The following is a 24,625-nucleotide window of genomic DNA, read 5'->3' as shown; positions in this document are numbered from 1 at the left end:
GTCGGGTCACTCGGCCGGTCGGGTCGGTTCGATCCGGCAGACCGGTCGGGTCGGTTCGGTCGATTCGGCCGGTCCGGCCTATTCAGTCGGTTCGGCGGGTCCGGTCGGCTCGTCGGCGAGTTCTTCCAGTGCCCGCCAGATCTCGGCCGTGATCCGGGCCGCCGCCTCGGCGTCCCGTTCCGCGCACGCCTCGATCAGCCGGTCGTGCAGTTCGGCCGAGCCGTGCGCGGCGCTCGCCGTGCCGAATCGCCGCCACTCCAGGCGCCGGATCAAGGGCGTGTACCGCTCGACGGTGGCGGCCACGGCGCGGTTGTCGCAGGCGGTGACCAAGACGTCGTGGAGCCGGTCGTCGGCGCGCAGCGCCTCCGCTACGTCACCGCGCCCGGCCGCGTACCGGAAGCGGTCGTTGGCCTCGCGCATCGCGGTGACGTCCGCGTCCGTGAGACGGGGCACCGCGGTCCTGGCGGCCAGTTCCTGCATGGCCCGTACGACCGCCGCCGCGTCCCGGACGTCGCGCGGCACCAGCCGGGTCACCCGGGTGTAGCTCTGCGGCTTGGACTCGACGAGGCCCTCGCCGGAGAGCCGGGACAGCGCGTCGCGGACCGGGGCCCGGGAGAGACCGAGGCGTTCGGCGAGGTCCGCGTCGCGGACGGGGGCGCCGGGCGGGATGTCGCCGCGGACGATGGCGTCGCGGATCGCCTCGTACGCGGTGTCCCGCAGCAGGGTCCGTCGGACGGGTCGCAGAGTCTCCATGAACTGACATGTTAGATGTCTGTGCGTGTCGCGCTCAAGACCCCGGCGTGTGTGGAGGCCCGTCGTGCGCGGGAGTCCCCGCCCAGTACGGAAGCCCGTCGCCCCACCCGGCTTCGGCGCGGCGAAAGCGCACTCGGATGAGGCCTCGCACTCCGGGCCGCATAAGCTCATCCTGGGCAACGGGACGAACCGTTGCCCCGTTGTTTGCCCGGCAAGCTGAGAAAGAAGTGTGAGCAGGGTGTTTTCGCAGGTCAGCCGGACGGCCAGGAGTGCGAGGTAGGCGCAAGGTGCACATCGTCATCATGGGCTGCGGGCGAGTGGGAGCCGCTCTCGCGCAGACCCTGGAACAGCAGGGGCACACGGTCGCCGTCGTCGATCAGGACCCCACGGCCTTCCGTCGCCTCGGATCCGGGTTCGGCGGACGCCGCGTCACGGGTGTCGGCTTCGACCAGGACACCCTCCGCGAGGCGGGTATCGAGGAGGCCGGTGCGTTCGCCGCGGTGAGCAGCGGCGACAACTCGAACATCATCGCCGCCCGGGTGGCCCGCGAGATGTTCGGCATCGAGAACGTCGCGGCGCGGATCTACGACCCCCGGCGCGCCGAGGTCTACCAGCGGCTGGGCATCCCCACGGTCGCCACCGTGCGCTGGACCGCCGACCAGATGCTGCGCAGGCTGCTGCCGTCGGGCGCCGAACCGCTGTGGCGGGACCCGAGCGGTGGTGTGCAGCTCGCGGAGGTGCACACCACGCCCTCCTGGATCGGCCACAAGATCAGCACGCTCCAGGAGGAGACGGGCGTCCGCGTCGCGTTCCTCACCCGGCTGGGCGAGGCCATCCTGCCCACCTCGCAGACGGTTCTGCAGGAGGGCGACCTGGTCCACGTGATGATGCGTACGGACGAGATCGCGAAGGTCGAGGCGGCCTTCGCCGAGGGTCCCGAGGAGGGCGGTCACTGATGCGTGTCGCGATTGCCGGGGCCGGTGCGGTGGGCCGTTCCATCGCGGGCGAGCTGCTGGAGAACGGGCACGAGGTGCTGCTCGTCGACAAGGCGCCGACCGCCATCTCGGTGGAGCGGGTGCCGATGGCCGAGTGGCTGCTGGCCGACGCCTGCGAGATCACCTCGCTCGACGAGGCGGCGTTGCAGCGCTGCAACGTCGTGATCGCCGCGACCGGCGACGACAAGGTGAACCTGGTCGTCTCGCTGCTCGCCAAGACCGAGTACGGCGTGCCGAGGGTGGTGGCCCGGGTCAACAACCCGAAGAACGAGTGGCTGTTCAACGAGGCGTGGGGCGTCGACGTGGCGGTCTCCACGCCGCGGCTGATGTCGGCGCTGGTCGAGGAGGCGGTGAGCGTCGGCGACCTGGTCCGGCTGCTGCGCTTCAGCCACGGCGACGCCAACCTGGTCGAGCTGACGCTGCCGCCGGAGTCGGCGCTGGCCGGCACCCGGGTCGGTCAGGTGGCCTGGCCCGAGGACACCTCGCTGGTCACCATCATCCGCGGGCAGCGCGTGCTGACGCCGAACACCGAGGAGACCCTGGAAGCCGGTGACGAGCTGCTGTTCGTGGCCGCGCAGGCGCGCGAGGAGCAGCTGGAGGACCTGCTGTCGGTGCGCCGGGGCGACGGTTCGGACGACTGACCGCGCGGGAATGACGGGAGGGCCCGGACCGTGTGACACGGTCCGGGCCCTCCCGTCATTCGTACGACACGCGCGGCGTCCCGGTACCTCAGTACTCCCGGTACTCCCCCTCGCGCACCGCGGCGGCCTCCTGCTCACGGGCCGCGGCGGCCGCTGCCGCCTCGCGCTCCCTCTCGGCCTTGCGCTCCTTCTCGGCCCGCTCCTCGGCCTCCATCTCGGCGAAGACGTCGATGGGCGGCGGCGCCTTGGCGAGGAAGACCCAGGTCAGATAGACCGCGAGGAGGAACGGCGGGATCTTCAGGGCGACCAGGACCCAGCCGAACTGGGTCGTGTCGGCCCACCAGTACAGCGGGAAGAGGATCGCGCACTTGGCGAGCAGGATCAGTCCCCAGGCGTAGCTGGCCTTGGCGTACGCCTTCTTGCGGCCGGGGTTCCGGGTGCGCCAGGAGAGGTTCTCCTTGAAGACCGGGCCGAGGATCAGGCCGATCAGCGGCACCCCGGCGAGCGTGGTGATCAGGTAGGCGAGCGCCAGGCCGAGCGTGTAGAGCATGCCCGGCAGGTAGAAGTCCTTGGCGTTGCCGGTCATCATCGCGAAGACCACGCCGAAGGCCACCCCGAAGACACCGCTGAAGGCGTGCTTGACGGTGTCCCGGCGGATCAGCCGCACGACGACGAGGACCAGGGACACCGCCAGGGCCGCGATGGCCGAGACGTGCAGGTCCTTGTTGACCGTGAAGATGCTGACGAAGAGCAGTCCGGGTACGACCGTCTCCACCATGCCCCGGACGCCGCCGAACGCCTCGAAGAGCGCGGCCTCCGTGACCGCCTTCGTATCGGCGTCCTGCGAGTCGGGGCGGGTGGTGGGGTCCGTGTCGGACGACGGCTTGTCGGAAGACGTCACCGGCTACTCCTTGCCGAGCGGTCGGAGTTCGTATTTGGGGTTGAACAGCACCCGGCGCCCGTGGCTCATGGCGATCCGGCCCGAGGCGATGAGCCTGCGGCCCGGTTCTATGCCCACGATGGAGCGCCGACCCAGCCAGACGACGTCCAGCGGTGCGGTGCCGTCGAAGAGCTCCGCCTCCAGGGCGGGCACTCCGGCGCGCGGCCGCAGGGTGACGGTCCGCAAGGTACCAGTCACCTTCACGATCTGTCGGTCGGTGCATTCGGAGATCCGCGTGCAGCCCGAGGCCTGCGCGTCCTCCTGGAGCTCCTCGGACTCCAGGTCCTCCTGGGAGCTGGACAACCGGTCGAGCATCCGACGGAAGCGGCTCGACGGCTTGTCCGCCTTGCCCTGCTTCTCGGATCGGGGAACAGCACTCATACCCGAAGGGTACCGGTCCCGGCTGCTCCGAGCGGGTGTCCCGGGTCTCACCCGGCCGGGTGAGAGGCCCGGGTGCACCGAACGGGCACGGAAGGAGCACCGAACGGACACGGAACGGGCCCGGCCCCAGGTCAGCCGCGCTCGAAGCGGTAGCCCATGCCCGGCTCGGTGACGAAGTGCCGGGGGTGCGAGGGGTCGGCCTCCAGCTTGCGCCTCAGCTGGGCCATGTAGACCCGCAGGTAGTTGGTCTCGGTGCCGTACGAGGGTCCCCAGACCTCCTGGAGCAGTTGCTTCTGGCTGACCAGCCGGCCGCTGTTGCGGACCAGGACCTCCAGCAGGTGCCACTCGGTGGGGGTGAGCCGCACGTCGCGTCCGTCGCGGTGGACCTTCTTCGCCGCGAGGTCGACGGTGAACCCCTCGGTCTCGACGATCACCACGTCGTCGGAGCCGTGCTGCCCGACGGGTTCGGCCCGGCGGACGGAGGCGCGCAGCCGGGCGAGCAGCTCGTCCATGCCGAACGGCTTGGTGACGTAGTCGTCGGCGCCCGCGTCCAGGGCCTCCACCTTCTCGTCGGAGGTGTGGCGGGCGGAGAGCACCAGGATCGGCACCCGGGTCCAGCCGCGCAGCCCCTTGATCACCTCGACGCCGTCCATGTCGGGCAGTCCGAGGTCGAGGACGACGACGTCGGGGTGGCGGGTGGCGGCGAGCTGGAGGGCGGTCGCACCGTCGGGCGCCGCGTCCACCTCGTACTTGCGCGCCTTCAGGTTGATCACGAGGGCGCGTACGATCTGCGGCTCGTCGTCGACCACGAGCACCCGGGTCATGGGGGCCCTGCCTTTCTGCTGTACGGCGATCTCCCCGGACCTCGTGGGGACCGGGGACCTCGTCGCGGGAATCATGGGGTCGGGAATCATGGGGCGGGATGCACGGGCGCGGCGCGGGGTGCGCGGCACGGCGTGGGCCGGGTGCTCACGGGACGGCCCGCGCGGGCAGACCGGAGCCGACCGGGACGTGTCCCGGTGCCGCCTTCAGGGTCAGCACCATCGTGAGGCCGCCGCCGGGGGTGTCCTCGGCGTCCAGGGTGCCGCCCATGGACTCGACGAAGCCGCGGGCCACGGCGAGGCCCAGTCCGACGCCGACGCCGCGCGGGGCGTCGCCGTAGCGCTGGAACGCCTCGAAGATGCGTTCCTTGGCCTCGTCGGGGACGCCGGGGCCGCGGTCGACCACCCGCAGTTCGACGCGTTCGCCGAGCGCGCTGGCGGCCACCGTGACGCGCTGCCCGGGAGGGCTGTACTTGACGGCGTTCTCGACGATGTTGGCGACGGCCCGTTCCAGCAGGCCGGGGTCGACCGCGACCATGGGCAGGCTCTCGGGCACGTCCAGGTCGGCGCTGCCCTCCGGTACGCCGCCGAGTGCCATCGGGACCACCTCGTCGAGGTCGATCTCACGGATCAGCGGGGTGACGGTGCCGGTCTGGAGCCGGGACATGTCCAGGAGGTTGCCGACCAGGTGGTCGAGGCGGTCGGCGCCGTTCTCGATGCCCTCCAACAGCTCGGCCTCGTCCTCGTCGGACCAGGCGACGTCGTCGGAGCGCAGGGAACTGACGGCGGCCTTGATGGCGGCGAGCGGGGTGCGCAGGTCGTGGCTGACGGCGGCCAGGAGCGCCGTCCTGATCCGGTTGCCCTCGGCGAGCCGCCGGGCCTCCTCCGCCTCGTCGACCAGCCGCTGCCGGTCCAGTACGACGGCGGCCTGGGCGGCGAACGCGCCGAGCACCCTGCGGTCCTCGGCGGGCAGCACCCGCCCGGAGAGCGCGAGCGCCATGTGGTCGCCGACGGGCATGTCCGCGTCGGCGTCCTCCGGCCGGGCCACCGGACCCGGTCCGACGCTCCCGGCGCACGTCCAGGGATCGACGTCGCTCGTGCGTTCCAGCAGGGCGACGGATTCCATGCCGAAGGTCTCGCGGACCCGTTCCAGCAGCGCGTCCAGCGTCGTCTCGCCGCGCAGCACGCTGCCGGCCAGGAAGGAGAGGATCTCCGACTCGGCGCGCAGCCGGGCCGCCTGGTGCGTGCGGCGCGCCGCCAGGTCGACGACCGAGGCGACCGCGACCGCCACCGCGAAGAAGATCACGATGGCGACGAAGTTCTCCGGGTCCTGGMCGGTCAGGGTGTGGGTGGGCGGGGTGAACCAGTAGTTCAGCAGCATCGAGCCCACGGCGGCCGACGCGAGGGCGGGCAGCAGTCCGCCGATCAGTGCGGCGCCCACGGTCAGGAAGAGGAAGAGCAGGACGTCGTTGGCGAGCCCGGGGCCGCTGTCCAGACCGGCCAGGAGCAGTGTGAGGAGGGCCGGGCCGCCCACGCCGACCAGCCAGCCCCAGATGATCCGGGCCCGGCCGAGCCGGGCCCCGCGGGCGATGGGCAGGCCGCGCCCCTTGGCGGCCTCCTCGTGGGTGACGATGTGGACGTCGAGGTCGGGTCCGGACTCGCGGGCCACGGTGGCGCCCACGCCCGGTCCGAAGACGTACTGCCACGCCTTGCGGCGACTGGAGCCCAGGACGATCTGCGTGGCGTTCACCCCGCGCGCGAATTCCAGGAGCGCCGACGGTATGTCGTCGCCGATGACGTGGTGGAAGCTGCCGCCGAGGTCCTCCACGAGGGTGCGCTGGACGGTGAGCTCCTTGGGCGAGGCCGAGGTCAGTCCGTCGCTGCGGGCGATGTAGACGGCGAGGATCTCGCTGCCCGAGCCCTTGGCCGCCATCCGGGAGGCGCGGCGGATGAGCGTGCGGCCCTCGGGGCCGCCGGTCAGGCCGACGACTATGCGCTCGCGGGCCTGCCAGGTGGTGCGGATGTTGTGCTCGCCGCGGTACTGCTGGAGGTACTCGTCGACCCGGTCGGCGACCCAGAGCAGGGCCAGCTCGCGCAGGGCGGTGAGGTTGCCGGGGCGGAAGTAGTTGGACAGGGAGGCGTCGATCCGGTCCGGCTTGTAGATGTTGCCGTGGGCCATGCGGCGGCGCAGTGCCTGGGGCGACATGTCGACGAGTTCCAGCTGGTCGGCCCTGCGGACGACCTCGTCGGGGACGGTCTCGCGCTGCCGTACGCCGGTTATCGACTCGACGACGTCGCCGAGCGACTCCAGGTGCTGGATGTTGACCGTGGAGATCACGTCGATGCCGGCCTGGAGGAGCTCCTCGACGTCCTGCCAGCGTTTGGCGTTGCGGGAGCCCGGCACATTGGTGTGCGCCAGTTCGTCCACCAGGGCGACGGCCGGGGCGCGTTCCAGGACGGCGTCGACGTCCATCTCGGTGAAGACGGTGGAGCGGTACTCGATCTCGCGCCGCCGGATCTGCTCCAGGCCGTGCAGCATGACCTCGGTGCGCGGCCGGTCGTGGTGCTCCACGAAGGCGACGACGCAGTCCGTGCCCCGTTCCACCCGTCGATGGGCCTCGGAGAGCATCGCGTACGTCTTGCCGACGCCGGGTGCCGCACCCAGGTAGATCCGAAGCTTGCCGCGTCCCATGGCCCCATTGTCTTCTGCGCGAGCGACTGCGTCCGATCCGGCAGTCGCTTCGACGCTACCCCGAGGACTCCCGGCGAAGGGGACACAGGGGTGGGGCCGGGGACCGAATTGACAGGATTCTGACGCCCCGGACCGCGTGTCGGGACCGTCCCGCCGCGTCGCGGGCGGCCCTCCCCCGCCCCGGCCGGGGGCACGGCCGATCAGATCCGGTAACCGGAACCGGGCACGGTGACGATCACCGGTGGCTCGCCGAGCTTGCGCCGCAGCGTCATGACCGTGACCCGGACGACGTTGGTGAACGGGTCGGTGTTCTCGTCCCAGGCCTTCTCCAGCAGCTGCTCGGCCGAGACGACGGCGCCCTCGCTGCGCATCAGGACCTCCAGCACGGCGAACTCCTTCGGCGCGAGCTGGATCTCCACGTCGTTGCGGAAGACCTCGCGCCGGTTGGGGTCGAGCTTGATGCCGGCGCGCTCCAGGACCGGCGGCAGCGCCACCGTCGTACGCCTGCCCAGGGCCCGGACCCGGGCGGTGAGCTCGGTGAAGGCGAACGGCTTGGGCAGGTAGTCGTCGGCCCCCAGCTCCAGGCCCTCGACCCGGTCGCTGACGTCCCCGGAGGCCGTGAGCATCAGCACCCGGGTGGGGATGCCGAGCTCGACGACCCGGCGGCAGACGTCGTCGCCGTGCACCAGGGGCAGGTCCCGGTCCAGCACCACGACGTCGTAGTCGTTGACCTCGATGCGCTCCAGGGCCGCGGCACCGTCGTACACGACATCGACGGCCATGGCCTCCCGGCGCAGTCCGGTGGCCACCGCATCGGCGAGCAGCTGCTCGTCCTCCACGACGAGTACGCGCACGGCGCTGTCCTTCCTAGGAAAAACTCAGTGAGTTTCGAAGCGAACACGGTCCGCGACATGGACTGTGATCGGCACGGGTCCGTGCGGCTCCATCCTGCCCGCAACGCGCATAAACCGGCGGTAAGGCGACGCCTGCCGGCCCGTGCCCCAGGGGAATTCACCGGATTTTCGGGCCAGTTGAGGTTTCCCTGAGCTTTGGCCCGGGGAGGACGCATTCACACCCGCGATCGCGCCTTGAATGTGGCGTGCCACAGGCCACTCCGTCCCCGGAGAGCGCGTGATCACCCGCCCTACCGCCTCCGCGCGGAGGGAAACCCGGGCACACCCCCGTGCCACCGACCCACGATGAGGGGGCGCATTATGGACGCTTTCACCGCAGGTCTGCTGCAACGCATCAGGACCACCGAGTCCGACCTCACGAGAGCCCGCGAGACGGGCGACGACTTCCTCGCGGACGTCGAGCAGAGCGAGCTGGACGATCTGCACCGCCTCGCCGCCGAGCACGGCGTGGAGATCGGCGCCACGAGCGCCTGAGCAGCGCGTGAGGAGGGCCCCGACGGCGTCGGGGCCCTCCTCACGTGTCGGGGCCCGGGGCGTGCTCCGTGAGCGGCGTCGCCCGCCCGGAGGGCGGGACCGGGCGTCTCCGGCCGGGCCGGGCTTCCGGGACGGCCCTCAGTCGTGCCAGGCCCCGTACTCCTCCAGGAGGGCCTGCAGCGGCTCGAAGACGCCGGGGGACGCGGCGATCGCCAGGTCGCCGTCGGCGGGCAGCCCGGGGCGGCCCCCGGTGCGCGCTCCCGCCTCCCGGGCGATGAGGTCGCCCGCGGCCAGGTCCCAGGGGTGCAGGCCGCGCTCGTAGTAGCCGTCGAGCCGGCCCGCCGCCACGTCGCAGAGGTCCACGGCGGCCGAGCCGCCGCGCCGGATGTCGCGCAGCCGCGGGATCAGCCTCTGGGCCACGTCCGCCTGGTGGGCGCGGACGCGGCCGACGTAGTTGAACCCGGTCGAGACGAGCGCCTGGTCGAGCGGCGGCGCGGGGCGGTGGCGCAGCGCGGTGTCCCCGCCGTGCGCGTCGCCCCGCACGTACGCCCCGCCGCCGAGGACCGCGTGGTAGGTCTCGCGGCGCATCGGGACCTCCACCACGCCCACGATCCGCTCGCCGTCGCGTTCGGCGGCGATGGAGACGGCCCAGGTGGGCAGTCCGTACAGGTAGTTCACGGTGCCGTCGAGCGGGTCGACGACCCAGCGGACCCCGCTGCTGCCCTCCGTGCCGCCCCCTTCCTCGCCGAGGAGGCCGTCCTGCGGGCGGTGCCCGGTGAGGAAGTCGGTGATCAGCTTCTCGGCGGCGATGTCCATCTCGGTGACGACGTCGATCGGGCTGGACTTGGTCGCGGCCACGCCCAGGTCGGCCGGGCGGCCGTCGCGGAGCAGCGCGCCCGCGCGGCGGGCGGCCTCCAGGGCGAGGTCGAGCAGTTCGGTCGGGTTCGGGTCGGTCACGGCGCTCCCGGGGTCGTGGGCGTACGGCGGTCTCTCGGTGCGGCGGGCGGCGGGGCGTCCTGGGCCCCGCCGCCGGCCGGACTCACGCGTAGGGGCTGTCCGCGCCCGCCGCGGCGGGCTTGGGTGCCCTGGCCGGGCAGCAGCCGACCGGGCACAGGTCGTGGCCGGGGCCGAGCGCGCCCAGGGCGCAGCGCTCCGGTGCCCGTCCCCGCTCGGTGGCGGCCCGTTCCAGCACCAGGTCGCGCACCGCCGCGGCGAACCGGGGGTCGGCGCCCACGGTCGCGGACCGGCGCACCGGCAGGCCCAGCTCGGCCGCCTTCGCGGTGGCCTCCGTGTCGAGGTCGTAGAGCACTTCCATGTGGTCGGAGACGAAGCCGATGGGGGCCATCACCGCGGCGGGCACGCCGTCCGCGTGCAGCGCCTCCAGGTGGTCGCAGATGTCGGGTTCCAGCCACGGGATGTGCGGGGCGCCGCTGCGCGACTGGTAGACGAGCTTCCAGGGGTACGCGACGCCGGTCTCCTCGCGCACCGCGTCGACGATCAGCCGGGCGACGTCGAGGTGCTCGGCCACGTAGGCGCCGCCGTCGCCGTGCGCGTCCGCGGGGCCGGAGGTGTCGGCGGCGGAGGTGGGGATGGAGTGCGTGGTGAAGGCGAGGTGCGCCCCGGCCCGTACGTCCTCGGGGAGGTCGGCCAGGGCGGCGAGGACGCCGTCCACCATGGGGGTCACGAACCCGGGGTGGTTGAAGTAGTGCCGGAGCTTGTCGACCCGCGGCACGGGCAGTCCCTCGGCCTCCAGGACGGCCAGTGACTCCGCGAGGTTCTCCCGGTACTGCCGGCAGCCGGAGTAGGAGGCGTAGGCGCTGGTGGCGAGGACGGCGACGCGGCGGTGCCCGTCCCGGACCATCTCGCGCAGGGTGTCGGTGAGGTACGGCGCCCAGTTGCGGTTGCCCCAGTACACCGGCAGGTCCAGGCCGTGCTCGGCGAAGTCCTCGCGCAGGGCGTCCAGCAGGGCCCGGTTCTGGGCGTTGATCGGGCTGACGCCGCCGAACAGGAAGTAGTGCTTGCCGACTTCCTTCAGCCGCTCCTCGGGGATACCGCGGCCACGGGTCACGTTCGCCAGGAACGGGACCACGTCGTCCGGGCCTTCGGGGCCGCCGAAGGAGAGCAGCAGCAGGGCGTCGTAGGGAGCGGGATCGCGCAGATCGGACATGGCGTCGATCCTGCCACCCGTCCCGGACGGCGCTCCCACCGACATCGCTCCCGGGCGCCCGTCCCCGCCCCGGATCCGAAGGTTCCGGTGGCCCCCCTCGCCCCATCGCCCGCTCCGGGCGAGCCGTAGGCTGTATCGGCCACATACCTGCATGACGGGCGCGGACGGCCGCGCTGTTCCGGAGTCCCCCTTGCCCAGTCCCTATCGCACGATATTCGCCGCCCCCGGCACCAAGGCGTTCTCGGCGGCCGGATTCCTCGGCCGGATGCCGCTGTCCATGATGGGCATCGGTGTGGTCACCATGATTTCCCAGCTCACCGGCCGTTACGGGCTCGCCGGCGCGCTCTCCGCGACGCTGGCGATGTCCGCGGCGGTGCTCGGGCCGCAGATCTCCCGGCTCGTCGACCGGCACGGCCAGCGGCGCGTGCTGCGCCCCGCCACCCTCGTCGCGCTGGCGGCGGTGGCCGGGCTCCTGTTCTGCGCGCAGCAGCGCATGCCGGACTGGACGCTCTTCGTCTTCGCGGCGGGCGCGGGCTGCGTGCCCAGCGTGGGCTCGATGGTCCGGGCCCGCTGGGCGGAGATCCACCGGGGGTCGTCGCAGCTGCACACCGCGTACGCGTGGGAGTCGATCGTCGACGAGGTGTGCTTCATCTTCGGGCCGATCATCTCGATCGGTCTGTCCACCGCCTGGTTCCCGGAGGCCGGGCCGCTCCTGGCCGCCGGGTTCCTGCTGGTCGGCGTCTTCTGGCTGACCGCCCAGCACGCCACCGAACCGGCCCCGCATCCGCGTGCCGCGCACACCGGCGGCTCCGCGATGCGCTCCCGGGGCCTCCAGGTCCTCGTGGTCACGTTCGTGGCCACCGGCGCGATCTTCGGGGCGATCGACGTGGTCACGGTGGCCTTCGCCGAGGAACGGGGCCACAAGGCCGCGGCGAGCCTCGTGCTGGCCGTGTACGCCCTGGGTTCCTGCCTGGCCGGGGCGGTCTTCGGGCTGCTCCGGCTGAAAGGGCGGGCGTCCACCAGGTGGCTGGTGGGCGTGTGCGCGATGGCCGTGAGTATGATCCCCCTCCAACTGGCCGGGAACCTGCCGCTCCTGGCCGTGGCGCTCTTTGTCGCGGGCCTCGCCATCGCACCGACGATGGTCACCACCATGGCCCTCGTCGAGCAGCACGTACCGCGCACCGAACTGACCGAGGGCATGACCTGGACCAGTACCGGGCTCGCCGTCGGTGTGGCGCTCGGCTCATCGGCCGCCGGCTGGGTGGTCGACGCGTCGGGTGCCGAGGCGGGGTACGTGGTGCCCGTCGTGTCGGGAGCGCTCGCGGCCGCGGTGGCGTTCCTGGGGTATCGCCGGCTCAGCGGGCCGGTCCTCACGGAAGGTCGCGCGGAACATGATCGAGACCGACGACGCACGGACGACGACGAGCGCGTGGCGTAACTGGGCGGGGAACGTCAGTGCCCGGCCGTCCCGGGCCGTGTCCCCCGCCTCCGTCCCCGAGCTCGCCGAGGTGCTGCGCCGGGCGTCCGAGGACGGGCTGCGGGTGAAGCCGGTCGGCACCGGGCACTCCTTCACCGCGACGGCGGCCACCGACGGCGTGCTGATCCGCCCGGACCTGCTCGGCGGCATCCGGGAGATCGACCGCGAGGCGATGACGGTGACCGTCGCGGCCGGCACCCCGCTGAAGCGGCTCAACGCCGCCCTGGCCCGTGAGGGCCTCTCGCTCACCAACATGGGCGACATCATGGAGCAGACGGTCGCCGGCGCCACCTCGACCGGCACCCACGGCACCGGTCGTGACTCGGCGTCCATATCCGCGCAGATCCGCGCGCTCGAACTGGTCACGGCCGACGGCACCGTGCTGACCTGCTCGGAGACGGAGAACGCCGACGTCTTCGCCGTCGCCCGGATCGGGCTCGGCGCCCTGGGGGTCGTCACGGCGATCACCTTCGCCGTGGAGCCGATCTTCCTGCTGACCGCCCGCGAGGAGCCGATGGGCTTCGACCGGGTCATGAGCGACTTCGACGAGCTGGTCGCCGAGAACGAGCACTTCGAGTTCTACTGGTTCCCGCACACCGGCAACTGCAACACCAAGCGCAACAACCGCAGCGCGGGCCCCGCAGCCCCGCCCGGAAAGGTCAGCGGCTGGATCGAGGACGAGCTGCTGTCCAACGGGATCTTCCAGGTGGCCTGTTCGCTCGGCCGGGCGGTGCCCGCCACCATCCCGTCGATCGCCAAGCTCTCCAGCCGCGCCCTGTCGGCCCGTACGTACACCGACATCCCGTACAAGGTCTTCACCAGCCCGCGCCGGGTCCGGTTCGTGGAGATGGAGTACGCGGTGCCGCGCGAGGCCGCCGTGGAGGCGCTGCGCGAGGTCAGGGCGATGATCGAGCGGTCGCCGCTGCGGATCAGCTTCCCGGTGGAGGTCCGCACCGCCCCCGCGGACGACATCGCGCTCTCCACGGCCTCGGGCCGCGAGAGCGCGTACATCGCCGTCCACCTCTACAAGGGCACGCCCTACCAGGCGTACTTCACGGCGGTCGAGCGGATCATGACCGCCCACGAGGGCCGTCCGCACTGGGGCAAGGTCAACACCCGTGACGCCGAGTACCTGGCCGGGGTGTACCCCCGGTTCGGCGAGTTCACCGCCGTGCGCGACCGGCTGGACCCGGACCGCCTCTTCGGCAACGACTACCTGCGCCGGGTCCTGGGCGACTGAGCGCCCGTCGGCCGGCCTCCGGAGCCGGTCACCGACCGGTCTCCGCGCCGGTGGCGCCCCGGTCGCCCTGCGCCGGGGCCTCGCCCGCGCCCGTGCCCTCGGGCGCCGGGTCGGTGGCTGCCCCGCCGTCGTCGGACGCCGCCGGGGAGGGCGTGGTCACCGGGGCCGGGCTCGTGCGGTCGCCGGTGTCGCCGGACGGCGTGGAACCGGTCGTCGGAGCGGTGGACGGGCCACCGCCCCGGCCGGTCTCCGGGGCCCCGCTCCGGCCGTCCCGCGGGGTCGTGCCGGGCGTCGCCGTGCCGTCGCCCGGTTCCGTCGTCCCCTCCCGGCCGGGGCCGGTGTCCGTCGCCGGTGCCGGGTCGTCCTTGCCCGAGCTCCGCTCCCCGCCGCGCACGACGGAGCCGACGGTCGTGCCCTTGCCCCCGCTCAGGTCGCCGCCGGAGATCAGCTCGTAGGTGGTGATCCCGGCCATCGTCAGGGCGAAGACCACGGCTGCCCCGAGCGCGGACCGCTTCCAGCCGCGGACCCGGGTGCCGTGGGTGGTGGCCTCGGAGAACTCCTCGTCCGCCACCGGGCGGCCGGTGGCGGGCGCCCCGGAACCGTCGTACGCCGGCAGCATCCGGGTGCGCTCCGCGTCCCCCGGGACGCCGCGCAGGAGCATCGTGCCGTCCGTGTCGCGCGGGACCGCCGCGCCGTCCGCGCCGCGCAGCAGCATCGTCTCGTCCGCTTCGCGCGGCCCGGCCGCGGCGTCCACGGCGCGCATCATCGCGGTGGCGTCCACGGCCCCGCCCGACGACCCGCGCGCCCCCTTCGGACCCCGCCCGACGACCGACTCGCGCGCGTGCACGGACACTTCGCGGTCCGGGTGCTTCACCTGGACGGTGACCTCGCGGATCTGCTCCCCCGTACGACGGAAGAAGTGCTGGAAGACCGAGCCGCCGCAGGTGGCCACGACGCTCATCACACCGGCGCCGAGAACCGTCCCGTACACGCCCAGCTGAGAGGCCGCCACCGCTGCCGCGACCGCCGCCACGGCGCTGCCCGCCACTTGCGGCACGCTCAGGTCTATGCGCCTTTCCTTGGGTTCCGTGTCGCTTTCCGGCTTCTGCACCATTCCCAGCCCTTGATTGACATCTCTCCCACCATGCAACAAGAAGGGACATTTGAGCGAAGTCGATAGTTCCGGTTCCGGGGATTGTGTGAAGGAGGACACGCCCGGGGAGCAGCCCGCGCACGGCAGGGTGACCCAACTCCCCCCTCCGGCGAGAACTTGGGCGGCGCGGCGCTCCACCCTCATGGCCCGAATGGAGTACTGTTGCGAGCCCTGGGGCAGGATTCCCTCACGGGTGTCCGGGATCTTCGGGAGGGGGCCGAAGGAGGCACTCGATCCGGCGGCGCCACGGCATCGCACGGGGACTGGCCACACGAAGTGACCAATGGTCACTTTCTGTTGCACAATGGGTCACCGTGTCATACCGGCGATCAAGGGCTAACGCCCGACACGCCGGGTACCACGGCAATGTTGTGGCAGGCTGCAGCCGGGCAGGCCACACTCGACTAGCGGAAGCAGCGACGCACGTGACGTCGGCAGGCACCACCCGGGAGGTCCCCATGCCCGAACTGCGTGTCGTGGCCGTCTCCAACGACGGCACACGACTGGTGCTCAAGGCTGCGGACAGCACGGAGTACACGCTTCCGATCGACGAGCGGCTGCGCGCCGCCGTGCGCAACGACCGCGCGCGCCTCGGCCAGATCGAGATCGAGGTGGAGAGCCACCTCCGCCCCCGCGACATCCAGGCCCGGATACGAGCCGGCGCCTCCGCCGAGGAGGTCGCCCAGTTCGCCGGTATTCCGGTCGATCGTGTCCGCCGCTTCGAGGGCCCCGTGCTCGCGGAGCGCGCTTTCATGGCCGAGCGGGCCCGGAAGACTCCCGTGCGCCGTCCCGGCGAGAACACCGGCCCCCAGCTCGGCGAGGCGGTGCAGGAGCGGTTGCTGCTGCGCGGCGCCGACAAGGAGACCGTCCAGTGGGACTCCTGGCGCCGGGACGACGGCACCTGGGAGGTCCTCCTGGTCTACCGGGTCGCGGGCGAGCCGCACTCGGCGAGCTGGACGTACGACCCGCCCCGCCGTCTGGTCCAGGCCGTGGACGACGAGGCGCGTTCGCTGATCGGCGAGACCGACGACGTCGCCGCGCCCGAGCCGAGCTTCCCGTTCGTGCCCCGGATCGCCCGGCTGCCGCGCGACCGGCCGCTGGACCGTGCCCTGGACCGCCAGATCGAGCGTCCCACGGCCCCGGTGCCGGCGCCCGAGCCCGAGGAGCACATCGCGGGCATCTCCGCCGGCGAACGCGATTCGCTGACCAGCCTGCTGGAGGCGGTGCCGAGCTTCCGCGGCGACATGGTGGTGCCGGAACGGCCCGCGCCGCCCGAGCCGCCCGCGATCGAGCCCGCCGTGCAGGAGCCGGAGGCCGACGAGCCGCCGGCCGCCGCGGCCTCAGCGGGTGCCGGTTCCGCCTACGCCGACGTGCTGATGCCGCGGGCGGTGGCCGGTCACCGCGACCGGCTGACCGGGACGACGGACCGCCAGGCCGAGGCGGACGGGGTCCGTCCGGGCCGCCGTGCCGCCGTGCCGAGCTGGGACGAGATCGTCTTCGGCACCCGCCGGAAGAAGCAGGACTGAGCCGGGGTGACCACAGCGTGACGAGGGCCCGTACGCCACTGCGTACGGGCCCTCGTGCCGTGTGCGCCTTCCGCACCGCACGATTACCGGACCCGGGGCCGGGCTTCCGGCGGCCCCGGTCGGCGCATGTTCCGTTACCGGGGTTCGGGCCCCGTGGCGACCGGGCGGGACTCGTCAGCGGACCACTCGGACCAGGAGCCCGCGTACAGCGCCGCGGGGATCCCGGCGACGGCCAGGGCCAGCACCTCATGGGCGCCGGACACACCGGAACCGCAGTAGACACCGATCTCCTTCGCCCGGTCGGCGCCGAGCTCCCCGAACCGGGCGGCGAGCACCTCCGGGGCCAGGAAAAGGCCGTCGTCGCCGGTGTTCTCCGAGGTCGGGGCCGATACGGCGCCCGGGATGTGGCCGCCCACCCGGTCGATCGGCTCCACATCGCCCCGGTAGCGTTCGGCGGCCCGGGCGTCGAGCAGCAGCCCCGAGTCGGCCAGCGCCGCCGCCCCGTCCGCGTCCAGCAGCGGGAGCCCGCCGGGGGCGGGCCGGAAGTCGCCCTCGGCCGGTGCGGGTGTCTCCTTCTGGAGTTCGCCCGGCCACGCGGCGAGCCCGCCGTCCAGGACCCGGACGTCGTCGTGGCCGGTCCAGCGCAGCAGCCACCAGGCCCGCGCCGCCGCCCAGCCCTGGCCGCCGTCGTACACGACGACGGGGGTGTCCCCAAAAACCCCGGCCCGGCGCATCACCGCACCGAATTCCTCCGGGTCGGGCAGCGGATGGCGGCCCCCGCCGCCTGCCGGACCGGCCAGTTCCGCGTCCAGGTCGACGAAGACCGCGCCGGGGATGTGACCGGCCTCGTAGTCCGGCCGGCCGTGCGGGCCGCCCAGCTGCCAACGTACGTCCAGGAGCACCGGCGGACGTGGCCCCGCCAACTCGCTCGCATATTCGGATGCGGTGATGATGGGCTTCATGAGCGCCATTTTCGCTCAGGAGCCGCCCCGTCCGTAGCACCTTCGAGGCGGCCGTACCGCGGCGAATCGATCCTCCCGGGCCGGGATTCCCGGAATCCCGGCGAGTGCGGCGCGGCCGGACGCATCGCGCGCCGGGTGGTGCAACCATCTCCACGGGGCCTGCACATCCCGTGCCGCATGACGGCACGCGGGCCCCGTTCCCCCGTACGGCCACACAATGGTCCGAGGAGAGAGTGACGATGACCGAGGCTGCCACCGCGCGTACGCCCGGAACGCCCTGCTGGGTGAGCCTGATCGTGCACGGGCTGAGCACGACCCGGAGCTTCTACGCCGATCTGTTCGGCTGGGAGTTCGTGCCGGGTCCGGACCAACTGGGTCCGTACGTCCGTGCGCTGGTCGACGGGAAAGTGGTGGCGGGAATCGGGCAGTTGCCGCCGGAGCGGCACCTGCCCGTCGCCTGGACGACCTATCTGGCCACCGACGACGCGGACGCCACCGCGGAGACCATCCGGTCCTGCGGCGGCACGGTCGCCGTCGGGCCGCTCGACGCGGGCGAGGCGGGCCGGATGGCCATCGCCTCCGACCCCGGCGGCGCGGTCTTCGGGATCTGGCAGGCGGCCGCGCACATCGGCACGGCACTCGCCGGGGCCCCCGGCACACCCGTCTGGAACGAGCTGGTGACCCGCGAGACCTCGACGGTCTGCAAGTTCTACCAGACGGTCTTCGGTTACGAGGCCGAGGCGGTCGTCTCGGCCGACTTCGACTACCAGACCCTGCGCCTGGGGGGCCGCCCGGTGGCTTCGCTGCACGGCGTCGGCCACGCCCTGCCGCGCGACCGGGGTCCGCACTGGATGACGTACTTCGAGGTCCTCGACACCGACGAGGCCGCCCGGCGCGTGGTGGAGCTCGGCGGATACGTCCTGCAACCGCCCCGGGAGCGTCTGGGCGGACGGGTGGCGACCGTGGCGGATCCGGAGGGCGCGGCGTTCACGATCGTCCGGTCCGCCGAGGGCTGAGGGCCCGCCGGGCGGCGGGCCCCGTCCGGTGGCCTTCGGGCGCGGTCTCAGCCGGCCCTGACCCGTTCGACGTGGCGTCGGGCGGGACCGGCCAGCCGGGCGTGCAGCTCGCCGAAGAGCTCGGATGCCTCCGTTCCGCTCCATTCGGCCGGCAGCAGCTCGCGCGCGACACCGGGGTCGAGGTAGACGAGCCGGCGCCAGTCGGTGAGCACCCTGATGTACGTCGTGAACGCCTCGCGGTCCGTCACCGTCGCGCCGTTCGCGATCCGCCGGGCGAACGGGCGGTGCGCGTCGAGGAATTCGACGTACAGCCGCTGCAGCCGGGCGGTGTCCCACCAGGAACCGACCTTCTCCGCGAGCTCCTCGCCCCCGCCGGCCGGGAGGTGGTCGGCGCGGAAGAGGTCGGCGTACGAGCGCAGTCCGTGCCTGGCCAGCACGGCCTCGGTCTCGTCGTGCACATGGCCCGGCGCGATCCACACCCCGGCGGAGACGGAGCCGAAACCGAGCCGGGTCAGCTGGGTGCGCAGGGTGTGCCGCCGGGCGCGTTCGGATTCGGGCACCGAGAAGACCACGAGCACCCAGCCCTCGGCCGGGGTGGCCCGCCGGGTCGCGAAGATGCGCGGATCGCCGTCGCGCAGCATCCGCTCGGTCCCGGGCGAGATCCGGTACCCGGCCGCCCCGGAGACCGTCCGGGCCTCCAGCAGTCCGACGCGCTTCAGCCGGGAGACGGAGGAGCGTACGGTCGGTGCCTCGACGCCGAGGTCGGCGAGCAGCCGGATCAGCGAGGCCACCGACATCCAGCCCCCGGTGTCGCGTGCGTACAGCCCGTAGACCGTCACGATCAGCTGTCTCGGCTGCACCTTGCCCGACGGGCCCGGCCCGGACTCGGCCTCTTTCCCGCTCACCCTGTTCACGGCGTCATCCTAAGCATCCGCGCCGGACGCCGTCGGGGACGGTTCAGGCGGGGGTGACGGGCAGTACGTCCGGCGAGAGGGCGGCGGCGCGGGCGCTCGCGCTGGTGGTCCTGCGCTGGTGGTGGCGTCGGCACAGCACCTCGTAACCGACCTCGCCCGCCTGCTGGTTGACATCCCCCACGACCACCTGGGCGCCTTCGACGACCATCTCGCCGCCGACCGTCCGCGCGTTGTGCGTGGCCCGTGCGCCGCACCAGCAGAGCGCTTCGACCTGGAGCGTCTCGACCCGGTCGGCCAGCTCGATCAGCCGCTGGGAGCCGGGGAACAGCTTGGTCCTGAAGTCGGTGGTGATGCCGAACGCGAAGACGTCCAGGTCGAGGTCGTCGACGATACGGGCGAGCTGGTCGATCTGCTCGGGCGCCAGGAACTGCGCCTCGTCCACGATCACGTAGTCCGCCCGGCCGCCGCGGCTTATCCGGTCGACGAGATGGGCGAACAGGTTCATGCCCTCGTCGGCCTCGACGGCCTCGGTGACCAGCCCCAGGCGCGAGGAGAGCTTGCCCTCCCCCGCCCGGTCGTCGCGGGTGAAGATCACGCCCTGCAGGCCGCGTGCCGAACGGTTGTGGCCGATCTGGAGCGCCAGCGTGCTCTTTCCGCAGTCCATCGTTCCGGAGAAGAACACAAGCTCGGGCATGAGGAACTGAGCACCTTTCGGGCGGGACGGAGCACGGTGGGAACGACGGTGACGACGGCGATGGAGGAAAAACGCGGTTACGAGCGTACTTCGAGGAGGGGTACGAGCTGCTCGACGGGGGTCATCGAGCCGTGCATGCCCACCATCGCGGACTCGTGCGGCTCGTTGACGGACGCGGTGATCACCACGTCGTCGCGGGCCGCCGCGACGACGTCCCCGATCCTGCCGTGGACCCGCTCGTCGATCCTCGGGCCGAACCAGCCGGCCTCGATCGCCTCGTCCCTGCTCGCCACCCAGAACTGCTCGCCCAGTACTTCCCGCCAGACGGTCAGGACGTCCGCCTCGGCCCCCGGGACCGCGTAGACGTGCCGGGCCCGGCCCTCGCCGCCGAGCAGGGCCACGCCCGCGCGCAGCTCCCAGTCCTCGTCGAAGTCGATCCGGGACTGCTCGTCGAAGGGGATGTCGATCATGCCGTGGTCGGCGGTGATGTACAGCGCCGAGCGGGCCGGGAGCTGTTCGGCCAGGCGCCGGGCGAGGCCGTCCACGTACATCAGCTGGCCGCGCCAGGCGTCGGAGTCGATGCCGAAGCGGTGCCCCATGCCGTCGACCTCGCTGTAGTACGTGTAGACCAGCGACCGGTCGCCCGCGGCGAGCCGTTCGGCCGCCGTGTCCATCCGCTCCTCGCCGGACAGCCGGCCCAGGAACGATCCTCCGCTCAGCGCGACCTCGGTGAGCGGGGTCCGCTCGAAGGCCGGGGCGGATACCTGGGCGGTGCGCACGCCCGCGGCGTCGGCGAGCCCGAAGACGGTGGGGTACGGCTGCCACGCCTTCGGCGGGGTCCAGGGCCTCCAGCGGAGCTGGTTCATCAGCTCGCCGGTCCCGGGGTCGCGCACGGTGTAGCCGGGCAGGCCGTGCTCGCCGGGCGGGAGGCCGGTGCCGACCGAGGCGAGCGAGGTCGCGGTGGTGGCCGGGAAGCCCGCGGTGATCGGGCGGCCGGTGCCGCCGCGCGAGGTGGGGAGCAGGGAGTGCAGGAACGGTGCCTCGTCGGGGTGGGCCCCGATCTGCTCCCAACCGAGGCCGTCGATCAGGAACACGCAGTTCCGGTCGGCGGGGGCGAGTTCGGGGATCGCCGCGGTGAAGCCGGGCACACCCTGTCCGGCGACGAGCGTGGGCAGCAGGTCGCAGAGTGATCCGCTGCCGTACTCCGGGACGGGGGCGGTGTCGACAGGGAGCAGCACGGGCTCCTGCCAGGCCGGCTGCGCCATCAGCGGCCGGTCGCCGCGGTCGCGGCCGTGGCCTCGGAGAGCGACTGGGCGAAGGCGAGGGTCTGGCGCACCGTGTCCGGGCCGTCGCCGGCCTCGCTGACCCGCAGGCTCAGGTCGTCGGCCGTGGAACTGCCGGTGTAGCCGTGGTCGGCCTCGCAGTTGGGGTCGCCGCAGGCGGCGGGCTCCAGGTCGATCCGGGAGACCGCGCCCCAGCCGATGGTGAGGACGACCTCGCGGGGCAGGGTGCCCGGTACGTACTTCTCGGGGTTGGCCACGACCCGGCTGACCACGACCGACGAGATCCGGTCGAGCTTGACCGACTCGGTGGAGGTGGTGGCGTACGGCGTCGGGGAGCTGGTGTCGGCGTTCTGCTCGTCGGTGTGGCTGACGATGAAACGGTTGTCCGTCAGGACCAGGACCGTGACGTGGCGGCGCACCTCGTTGGAGTCGAAGGTGGTCTCCTGGTGCACCAGGTACGAAACGACCGGCTCACCGCCCACGGCGGCCTCCACCGCCTCGGCCACGAGGGCCGGGTAGTAGCCGCTGCGCTCGATCGCCGCGCGCAGCCCCTGGGTCGTCGTACCGGTCTTAGCCATGGACACCATCCTACGGGGGACGGATGGCTGCCGGGGACGTTGCACCGGGTGCGGGGCCGGAACCTGCAGCGTACGGGCCTCCGCCCGGCGCCCGCCCCGTCCCGACCGAGGGCCGGGGGAAGCTCCGACCGAGGGGCCGGTCGGTGCGGGCCGGGGGCGGCGAGAGACGGACGCTCGCGCCGAGCACGGTCAGCCCCTGTGTGGCGACCACGACGGGTTCCAGGGCGACGGAGACCACCTCGGGGTGGTCGTCGACCAGCCGGGAGACCCGCAGCAGCAGCTCCTCCAGCGACGCGGTGTCCACGGGTGCCGCACCCCGCCAGCCGAAGAGCACCGGGGCCGCCCGGATGGACCGGATCAGCTCGGCGGCGTCGCGGTCGGTGGCCGGGACGAGACGGTGGGCGGTGTCGCCGAGGAGTTCGGAGGGCGCGCCCGAGAGGCCGAAGGAGAGGACGGCGCCCGCCGCCGGGTCGATCGTGGCCCGCACCACGGTGTCGACACCGCGCGGCGCCATGGCCTGGACGACGGGCTGGAGTTCGACCGGCTTGCCGAGCAGATCGGTCAGCTCCCCGTACGCCCGGCGCAGCGCGGCCTCGTTGGCGAGGTCCAGCCGGACGCCGCCGAGGTCGGCGCGATGGCGCAGGTGGGGCGCGGTCGTCTTGAGTGCCACGGGGTAGCCGAGCCGGTCCGCCGCGGCGACGGCGGCGTCCGGGTCGGGCGCGGGGAGCGTCGGCCGTACGGTGATGCCGTAGCGGCCCAGGAGCTCGCGCGCCTCGGTGTGCGTGAGCGATCTGCCCCGGGGATCGGGGTCGGGGCCGAGGAAGGTGTCGATGAGGCCGGCCGCGCCCGGCCCGTCGATGGTGTCGTCGAGGAACTCGGGCACCTTGCCGGGCAGGGCGGCCTGCCGCCGCCACTGCGCGTACCGCACCGCTTCGGCCAGGGCCCGCACGGCCCGTTCGGCGGCGGGGTAGGCGGGGATCCGGCCGGGGGCGGAGCCGTCTTTGCGGTCCGTGCCTGCGACGGCGGGGTCCGGGGCCGGTGCCGTGGTGGGCGCCGTACCGGGGCCGGGGGGCGTGGCCGAGGGGGGCCTGGTCGCGGTGCCCGGCTGGGTGACGGTGCTGGTGGCCGCGGCGAGGGCCTCCGCCAGTCCGCCGATCTCCACGTGCACGACGGCCACGGGCTTGGCCGGAACCGCGGCGGCGGCCGTGTGCAGCGCGGCGGCGAGCACCTCCCCGTCGCCCGCCTCCGCCTCGCCGTCCTCGCCCACCCACGGGATCGCCGTCACGATCACCGAGTCGCAGCCCTCGTCGGCCAGTGCCCGGCTCAGGGCGTCCCTGAAGTCCTGCGGGGTGGCCGCGGTGGTCAGGTCGAGGGGCGGGCGCGGGCGCAGCCCCTCCGCGAGGCAGGCGTCGTACGTGAGGAGGCCGAGCGACTCCGAGTTGCCGAGGATCGCGACCCGGGGGCCGGCCGGGAGCGGCTGGTCGGCGAGGAGGAGCCCGGCGTCGACCATCTCCGTCACGGTGTCGACCCGGATCACGCCCGCCTGTCGCATGAGCGCCGAGACCGTGGCGTCCGGGATCCGGCTGACCGGCACCGCGTGTCCGGGCGGGGTGGAGCCGCTGTGCCTGGCGCCCTTGACCACGACCACCGGCTTCACGGCCGCGGTGCGCCGCGCGAGCCGGGTGAACTTGCGGGGGTTGCCGATCGATTCGAGGTACAGCAGGGCGACGTCGGTGTTCGGGTCCTCGTACCAGTACTGCAGGAAGTCGTTGCCCGAGATGTCGGCGCGGTTGCCCGCGGAGATGAAGGTGGACAGGCCCGCGCCGCGCCGGTACAGCCCGGAGAGCAGGGCGATGCCGATCGCCCCGGACTGGGTGAAGAGCCCGATGCGTCCGGGGGCGGGCGGCTCGGGGGCCAAGGAGGCGTTCAGCCGGACGGTTTCGGCGTTGTTGATGAGGCCGAAGGCGTTCGGGCCGATGATCCGCATGCCGTACGAGCGGGCCTGGCGGACCAGTTCCCGCTGCCGTTCCCTGCCCTCGGCGCCCCATTCGGCGTATCCGGCGGAGAGGACGACCAGGCCCTGGACGCCGTGCTCTCCGCAGTCCTCGACGGCTTCGGGGACCCGGTCGGCGGGCACGGCCACGACCGCGAGGTCGACCGGTTCCCCGATCTCGCCGATCGAGCGGTGGGCCGGGACGCCGTCGACCGTTTCCAGGCCCTCGGCGAAGGCGTGGTTCACGGCGTACGTGCGGCCGGTGAAGCCGGCCCCGAGGAGATTGCGCAGCACCGTGCGGCCGACCCCGCCGGGGGTCCGGCCGACGCCGATGACGGCGACGGATCCCGGGGCCAGCAGGCGTTGCACGGACCGCGCCTCGGCGCGGTGCTCGCGGCCGCGCTGGACGGCGAGGGACTCGGCGGTCGGTTCGAGGTCCAGGGTGAGGTGGACGGAGCCGTCCTCGAAACTGCGCTGCTGGGTGTATCCGGCGTCCCGGAACACCTTGATCATCTTGGTGTTGGCGGGCAGCACCTCGGCGGCGAAGCGCCGGATGCCGCGCTCGCGGGCGACGGCCGCGATGTGTTCGAGGAGGGCCGAGGCCACCCCCCGGCCCTGGTGCGCGTCCTGGACGAGGAAGGCGACCTCGGCCTCGTCGGCGGGGGCGGAGGCGGGCCTGCCCCGCTCGTCGATCCGGTCGTAGCGGACGGTCGCGATGAACTCGCCGCCGACCGTGACGGCGAGTCCCACCCGGTCGACGTAGTCGTGATGGGTGAAGCGGTGCACGTCCCGGTCGGACAGGCGGGGGTACGGGGCGAAGAACCGGTAGTACTTCGACTCGTCGGAGACGTGCTCGTAGAAACTGACCAGCCGTTCGGCGTCGTCCGTGGTGATGGGCCTGATCCGTGCGGTTCCCCCGTCGCGGAGCACCACGTCGGCTTCCCAGTGGTCGGGATAGGCGTGATGCGGACTCTGCTCCGGCGCGGGCTGCATGGGCAAAGACTACGGCGC

Annotated in this window: 22 protein-coding genes; 7 read left to right on the top strand and 15 right to left on the bottom strand. The window is 72.9% G+C overall.

The window, feature by feature from the left end:
• Positions 1 to 78: 78 nt before the first annotated feature.
• Positions 79 to 753, bottom strand: a complete 675-nt coding sequence (locus EAO76_RS33870) for a GntR family transcriptional regulator (protein ID WP_148839893.1) — start codon at positions 751 to 753, stop codon at positions 79 to 81.
• Positions 754 to 1,040: 287 nt separating this feature from the next.
• On the opposite strand from EAO76_RS33870, the gene EAO76_RS33865 reads away from it, so the two are divergent.
• Positions 1,041 to 1,709, top strand: coding sequence for a TrkA family potassium uptake protein (locus tag EAO76_RS33865; RefSeq protein ID WP_124721011.1), 669 nt, complete (start codon positions 1,041 to 1,043; stop codon positions 1,707 to 1,709).
• Complete coding sequence (locus tag EAO76_RS33860) at positions 1,709 to 2,389, top strand: TrkA family potassium uptake protein (RefSeq protein WP_148839892.1); 681 nt, start codon at positions 1,709 to 1,711, stop codon at positions 2,387 to 2,389. Before EAO76_RS33865 ends, EAO76_RS33860 begins: the two co-directional genes overlap by 1 nt.
• An 88-nt stretch (positions 2,390 to 2,477) precedes the next feature.
• Here EAO76_RS33860 and EAO76_RS33855 read toward each other — a convergent pair whose 3' ends face one another.
• From EAO76_RS33855 to EAO76_RS33835, 5 genes are all read right to left on the bottom strand, one after another.
• A complete protein-coding gene (locus EAO76_RS33855) occupies positions 2,478 to 3,290 on the bottom strand; it encodes a DUF3159 domain-containing protein (RefSeq protein WP_148839890.1) in 813 nt (270 codons plus the stop codon).
• Between the two features lie 3 nt (positions 3,291 to 3,293).
• Positions 3,294 to 3,710 carry an OB-fold nucleic acid binding domain-containing protein gene (locus EAO76_RS33850; protein ID WP_187438874.1) on the bottom strand — a complete coding sequence of 139 codons (417 nt, stop codon included), beginning with the start codon at positions 3,708 to 3,710 and terminating at the stop codon, positions 3,294 to 3,296.
• Positions 3,711 to 3,841: 131 nt separating this feature from the next.
• Positions 3,842 to 4,534 carry a response regulator gene (locus tag EAO76_RS33845; protein ID WP_148839886.1) on the bottom strand — a complete coding sequence of 231 codons (693 nt, stop codon included), beginning with the start codon at positions 4,532 to 4,534 and terminating at the stop codon, positions 3,842 to 3,844.
• Positions 4,535 to 4,679: 145 nt separating this feature from the next.
• Positions 4,680 to 7,223 carry a sensor histidine kinase KdpD gene (locus tag EAO76_RS33840; protein WP_148839884.1) on the bottom strand — a complete coding sequence of 848 codons (2,544 nt, stop codon included), beginning with the start codon at positions 7,221 to 7,223 and terminating at the stop codon, positions 4,680 to 4,682.
• Positions 7,224 to 7,423: 200 nt separating this feature from the next.
• On the bottom strand, positions 7,424 to 8,077 hold the full coding sequence (locus EAO76_RS33835; protein ID WP_148839883.1) for a response regulator transcription factor: 654 nt from the start codon (positions 8,075 to 8,077) through the stop codon (positions 7,424 to 7,426).
• 360 nt (positions 8,078 to 8,437) lie between these two features.
• Between EAO76_RS33835 and EAO76_RS44925 the strand changes: the two genes are divergently transcribed.
• Positions 8,438 to 8,611: a hypothetical protein gene (locus EAO76_RS44925; RefSeq protein ID WP_187438873.1), complete on the top strand. Its 174-nt coding sequence runs from the start codon at positions 8,438 to 8,440 to the stop codon at positions 8,609 to 8,611.
• Positions 8,612 to 8,749: 138 nt separating this feature from the next.
• Here the strand turns inward: EAO76_RS44925 and EAO76_RS33830 are convergent, their stop codons facing one another.
• Positions 8,750 to 9,568 (bottom strand): inositol monophosphatase family protein, encoded by an 819-nt coding sequence (locus EAO76_RS33830; RefSeq protein WP_148839881.1) that lies wholly within the window; start codon positions 9,566 to 9,568, stop codon positions 8,750 to 8,752.
• Positions 9,569 to 9,650: 82 nt separating this feature from the next.
• Positions 9,651 to 10,778 (bottom strand): ferrochelatase, encoded by a 1,128-nt coding sequence (locus EAO76_RS33825; RefSeq protein WP_148839879.1) that lies wholly within the window; start codon positions 10,776 to 10,778, stop codon positions 9,651 to 9,653.
• Positions 10,779 to 10,968: 190 nt separating this feature from the next.
• On the opposite strand from EAO76_RS33825, the gene EAO76_RS33820 reads away from it, so the two are divergent.
• On the top strand, positions 10,969 to 12,216 hold the full coding sequence (locus EAO76_RS33820) for an MFS transporter (RefSeq protein WP_148839877.1): 1,248 nt from the start codon (positions 10,969 to 10,971) through the stop codon (positions 12,214 to 12,216).
• The gene (locus EAO76_RS33815) at positions 12,170 to 13,495 is read left to right on the top strand and encodes a D-arabinono-1,4-lactone oxidase (protein ID WP_148839876.1); all 1,326 of its coding nucleotides are present in this window, start codon (positions 12,170 to 12,172) and stop codon (positions 13,493 to 13,495) included. Before EAO76_RS33820 ends, EAO76_RS33815 begins: the two co-directional genes overlap by 47 nt.
• A 28-nt stretch (positions 13,496 to 13,523) precedes the next feature.
• On the opposite strand, the gene EAO76_RS33810 is transcribed toward EAO76_RS33815, so the two are convergent.
• Positions 13,524 to 14,609: a hypothetical protein gene (locus EAO76_RS33810; protein WP_148839874.1), complete on the bottom strand. Its 1,086-nt coding sequence runs from the start codon at positions 14,607 to 14,609 to the stop codon at positions 13,524 to 13,526.
• A 497-nt stretch (positions 14,610 to 15,106) separates the two neighbouring features.
• Here EAO76_RS33810 and sepH point away from each other — a divergent pair, with 497 nt between their 5' ends.
• A complete protein-coding gene (gene sepH, locus EAO76_RS33805; RefSeq protein WP_148839872.1) occupies positions 15,107 to 16,174 on the top strand; it encodes a septation protein SepH in 1,068 nt (355 codons plus the stop codon).
• Between the two features lie 134 nt (positions 16,175 to 16,308).
• Here the strand turns inward: sepH and EAO76_RS33800 are convergent, their stop codons facing one another.
• Positions 16,309 to 17,136: a sulfurtransferase gene (locus tag EAO76_RS33800; protein ID WP_148839870.1), complete on the bottom strand. Its 828-nt coding sequence runs from the start codon at positions 17,134 to 17,136 to the stop codon at positions 16,309 to 16,311.
• Between the two features lie 239 nt (positions 17,137 to 17,375).
• Here EAO76_RS33800 and EAO76_RS33795 point away from each other — a divergent pair, with 239 nt between their 5' ends.
• Positions 17,376 to 18,152: a VOC family protein gene (locus EAO76_RS33795; RefSeq protein ID WP_187438872.1), complete on the top strand. Its 777-nt coding sequence runs from the start codon at positions 17,376 to 17,378 to the stop codon at positions 18,150 to 18,152.
• A 47-nt stretch (positions 18,153 to 18,199) separates the two neighbouring features.
• Here EAO76_RS33795 and EAO76_RS33790 read toward each other — a convergent pair whose 3' ends face one another.
• The 5 genes from EAO76_RS33790 to EAO76_RS33770 all read right to left on the bottom strand — a co-directional run bounded on the left by EAO76_RS33790 (position 18,200) and on the right by EAO76_RS33770 (position 24,607).
• Positions 18,200 to 19,066: a PaaX family transcriptional regulator C-terminal domain-containing protein gene (locus EAO76_RS33790; protein WP_148839868.1), complete on the bottom strand. Its 867-nt coding sequence runs from the start codon at positions 19,064 to 19,066 to the stop codon at positions 18,200 to 18,202.
• 43 nt (positions 19,067 to 19,109) lie between these two features.
• Positions 19,110 to 19,760 carry a thymidine kinase gene (locus EAO76_RS33785; RefSeq protein WP_148839866.1) on the bottom strand — a complete coding sequence of 217 codons (651 nt, stop codon included), beginning with the start codon at positions 19,758 to 19,760 and terminating at the stop codon, positions 19,110 to 19,112.
• 77 nt (positions 19,761 to 19,837) lie between these two features.
• A complete protein-coding gene (locus EAO76_RS33780; protein ID WP_148839864.1) occupies positions 19,838 to 21,025 on the bottom strand; it encodes an alkaline phosphatase family protein in 1,188 nt (395 codons plus the stop codon).
• On the bottom strand, positions 21,025 to 21,621 hold the full coding sequence (locus tag EAO76_RS33775; RefSeq protein WP_148839862.1) for a DUF5998 family protein: 597 nt from the start codon (positions 21,619 to 21,621) through the stop codon (positions 21,025 to 21,027). Before EAO76_RS33775 ends, EAO76_RS33780 begins: the two co-directional genes overlap by 1 nt.
• Positions 21,622 to 21,631: 10 nt before the next feature.
• Positions 21,632 to 24,607: a bifunctional GNAT family N-acetyltransferase/acetate--CoA ligase family protein gene (locus EAO76_RS33770; RefSeq protein WP_187438871.1), complete on the bottom strand. Its 2,976-nt coding sequence runs from the start codon at positions 24,605 to 24,607 to the stop codon at positions 21,632 to 21,634.
• Between the last annotated feature and the right edge of the window lie 18 nt (positions 24,608 to 24,625).

The organism is Streptomyces sp. sk2.1 (assembly GCF_008120935.1).
Classification (GTDB): domain Bacteria; phylum Actinomycetota; class Actinomycetes; order Streptomycetales; family Streptomycetaceae; genus Streptomyces.
Note: the sequence above shows the minus strand (reverse complement) of the source record. Positions and strands in the feature narration are given on the sequence as shown.

Excerpts from the sequence above, each read along its gene's own strand:
- EAO76_RS33775 (WP_148839862.1), bottom strand. The coding sequence starts at position 21,621 with ATGGCTAAGACCGGTACGACGACCCAGGGGCTGCGCGCGGCGATCGAG.
- EAO76_RS33810 (WP_148839874.1), bottom strand. The coding sequence starts at position 14,609 with ATGGTGCAGAAGCCGGAAAGCGACACGGAACCCAAGGAAAGGCGCATA.
- EAO76_RS33825 (WP_148839879.1), bottom strand. The coding sequence starts at position 10,778 with ATGTCCGATCTGCGCGATCCCGCTCCCTACGACGCCCTGCTGCTGCTC.
- EAO76_RS33860 (WP_148839892.1), top strand. The coding sequence starts at position 1,709 with ATGCGTGTCGCGATTGCCGGGGCCGGTGCGGTGGGCCGTTCCATCGCG.
- EAO76_RS33870 (WP_148839893.1), bottom strand. The coding sequence starts at position 753 with ATGGAGACTCTGCGACCCGTCCGACGGACCCTGCTGCGGGACACCGCG.
- EAO76_RS33800 (WP_148839870.1), bottom strand. The coding sequence starts at position 17,136 with ATGAAGCCCATCATCACCGCATCCGAATATGCGAGCGAGTTGGCGGGG.
- EAO76_RS33850 (WP_187438874.1), bottom strand. The coding sequence starts at position 3,710 with ATGAGTGCTGTTCCCCGATCCGAGAAGCAGGGCAAGGCGGACAAGCCG.
- EAO76_RS33795 (WP_187438872.1), top strand. The coding sequence starts at position 17,376 with ATGACCGAGGCTGCCACCGCGCGTACGCCCGGAACGCCCTGCTGGGTG.
- EAO76_RS33770 (WP_187438871.1), bottom strand. The coding sequence starts at position 24,607 with ATGCAGCCCGCGCCGGAGCAGAGTCCGCATCACGCCTATCCCGACCAC.
- EAO76_RS33845 (WP_148839886.1), bottom strand. The coding sequence starts at position 4,534 with ATGACCCGGGTGCTCGTGGTCGACGACGAGCCGCAGATCGTACGCGCC.
- EAO76_RS33785 (WP_148839866.1), bottom strand. The coding sequence starts at position 19,760 with ATGCCCGAGCTTGTGTTCTTCTCCGGAACGATGGACTGCGGAAAGAGC.
- EAO76_RS33815 (WP_148839876.1), top strand. The coding sequence starts at position 12,170 with ATGATCGAGACCGACGACGCACGGACGACGACGAGCGCGTGGCGTAAC.
- EAO76_RS33780 (WP_148839864.1), bottom strand. The coding sequence starts at position 21,025 with ATGGCGCAGCCGGCCTGGCAGGAGCCCGTGCTGCTCCCTGTCGACACC.
- EAO76_RS44925 (WP_187438873.1), top strand. The coding sequence starts at position 8,438 with ATGGACGCTTTCACCGCAGGTCTGCTGCAACGCATCAGGACCACCGAG.
- sepH (WP_148839872.1), top strand. The coding sequence starts at position 15,107 with ATGCCCGAACTGCGTGTCGTGGCCGTCTCCAACGACGGCACACGACTG.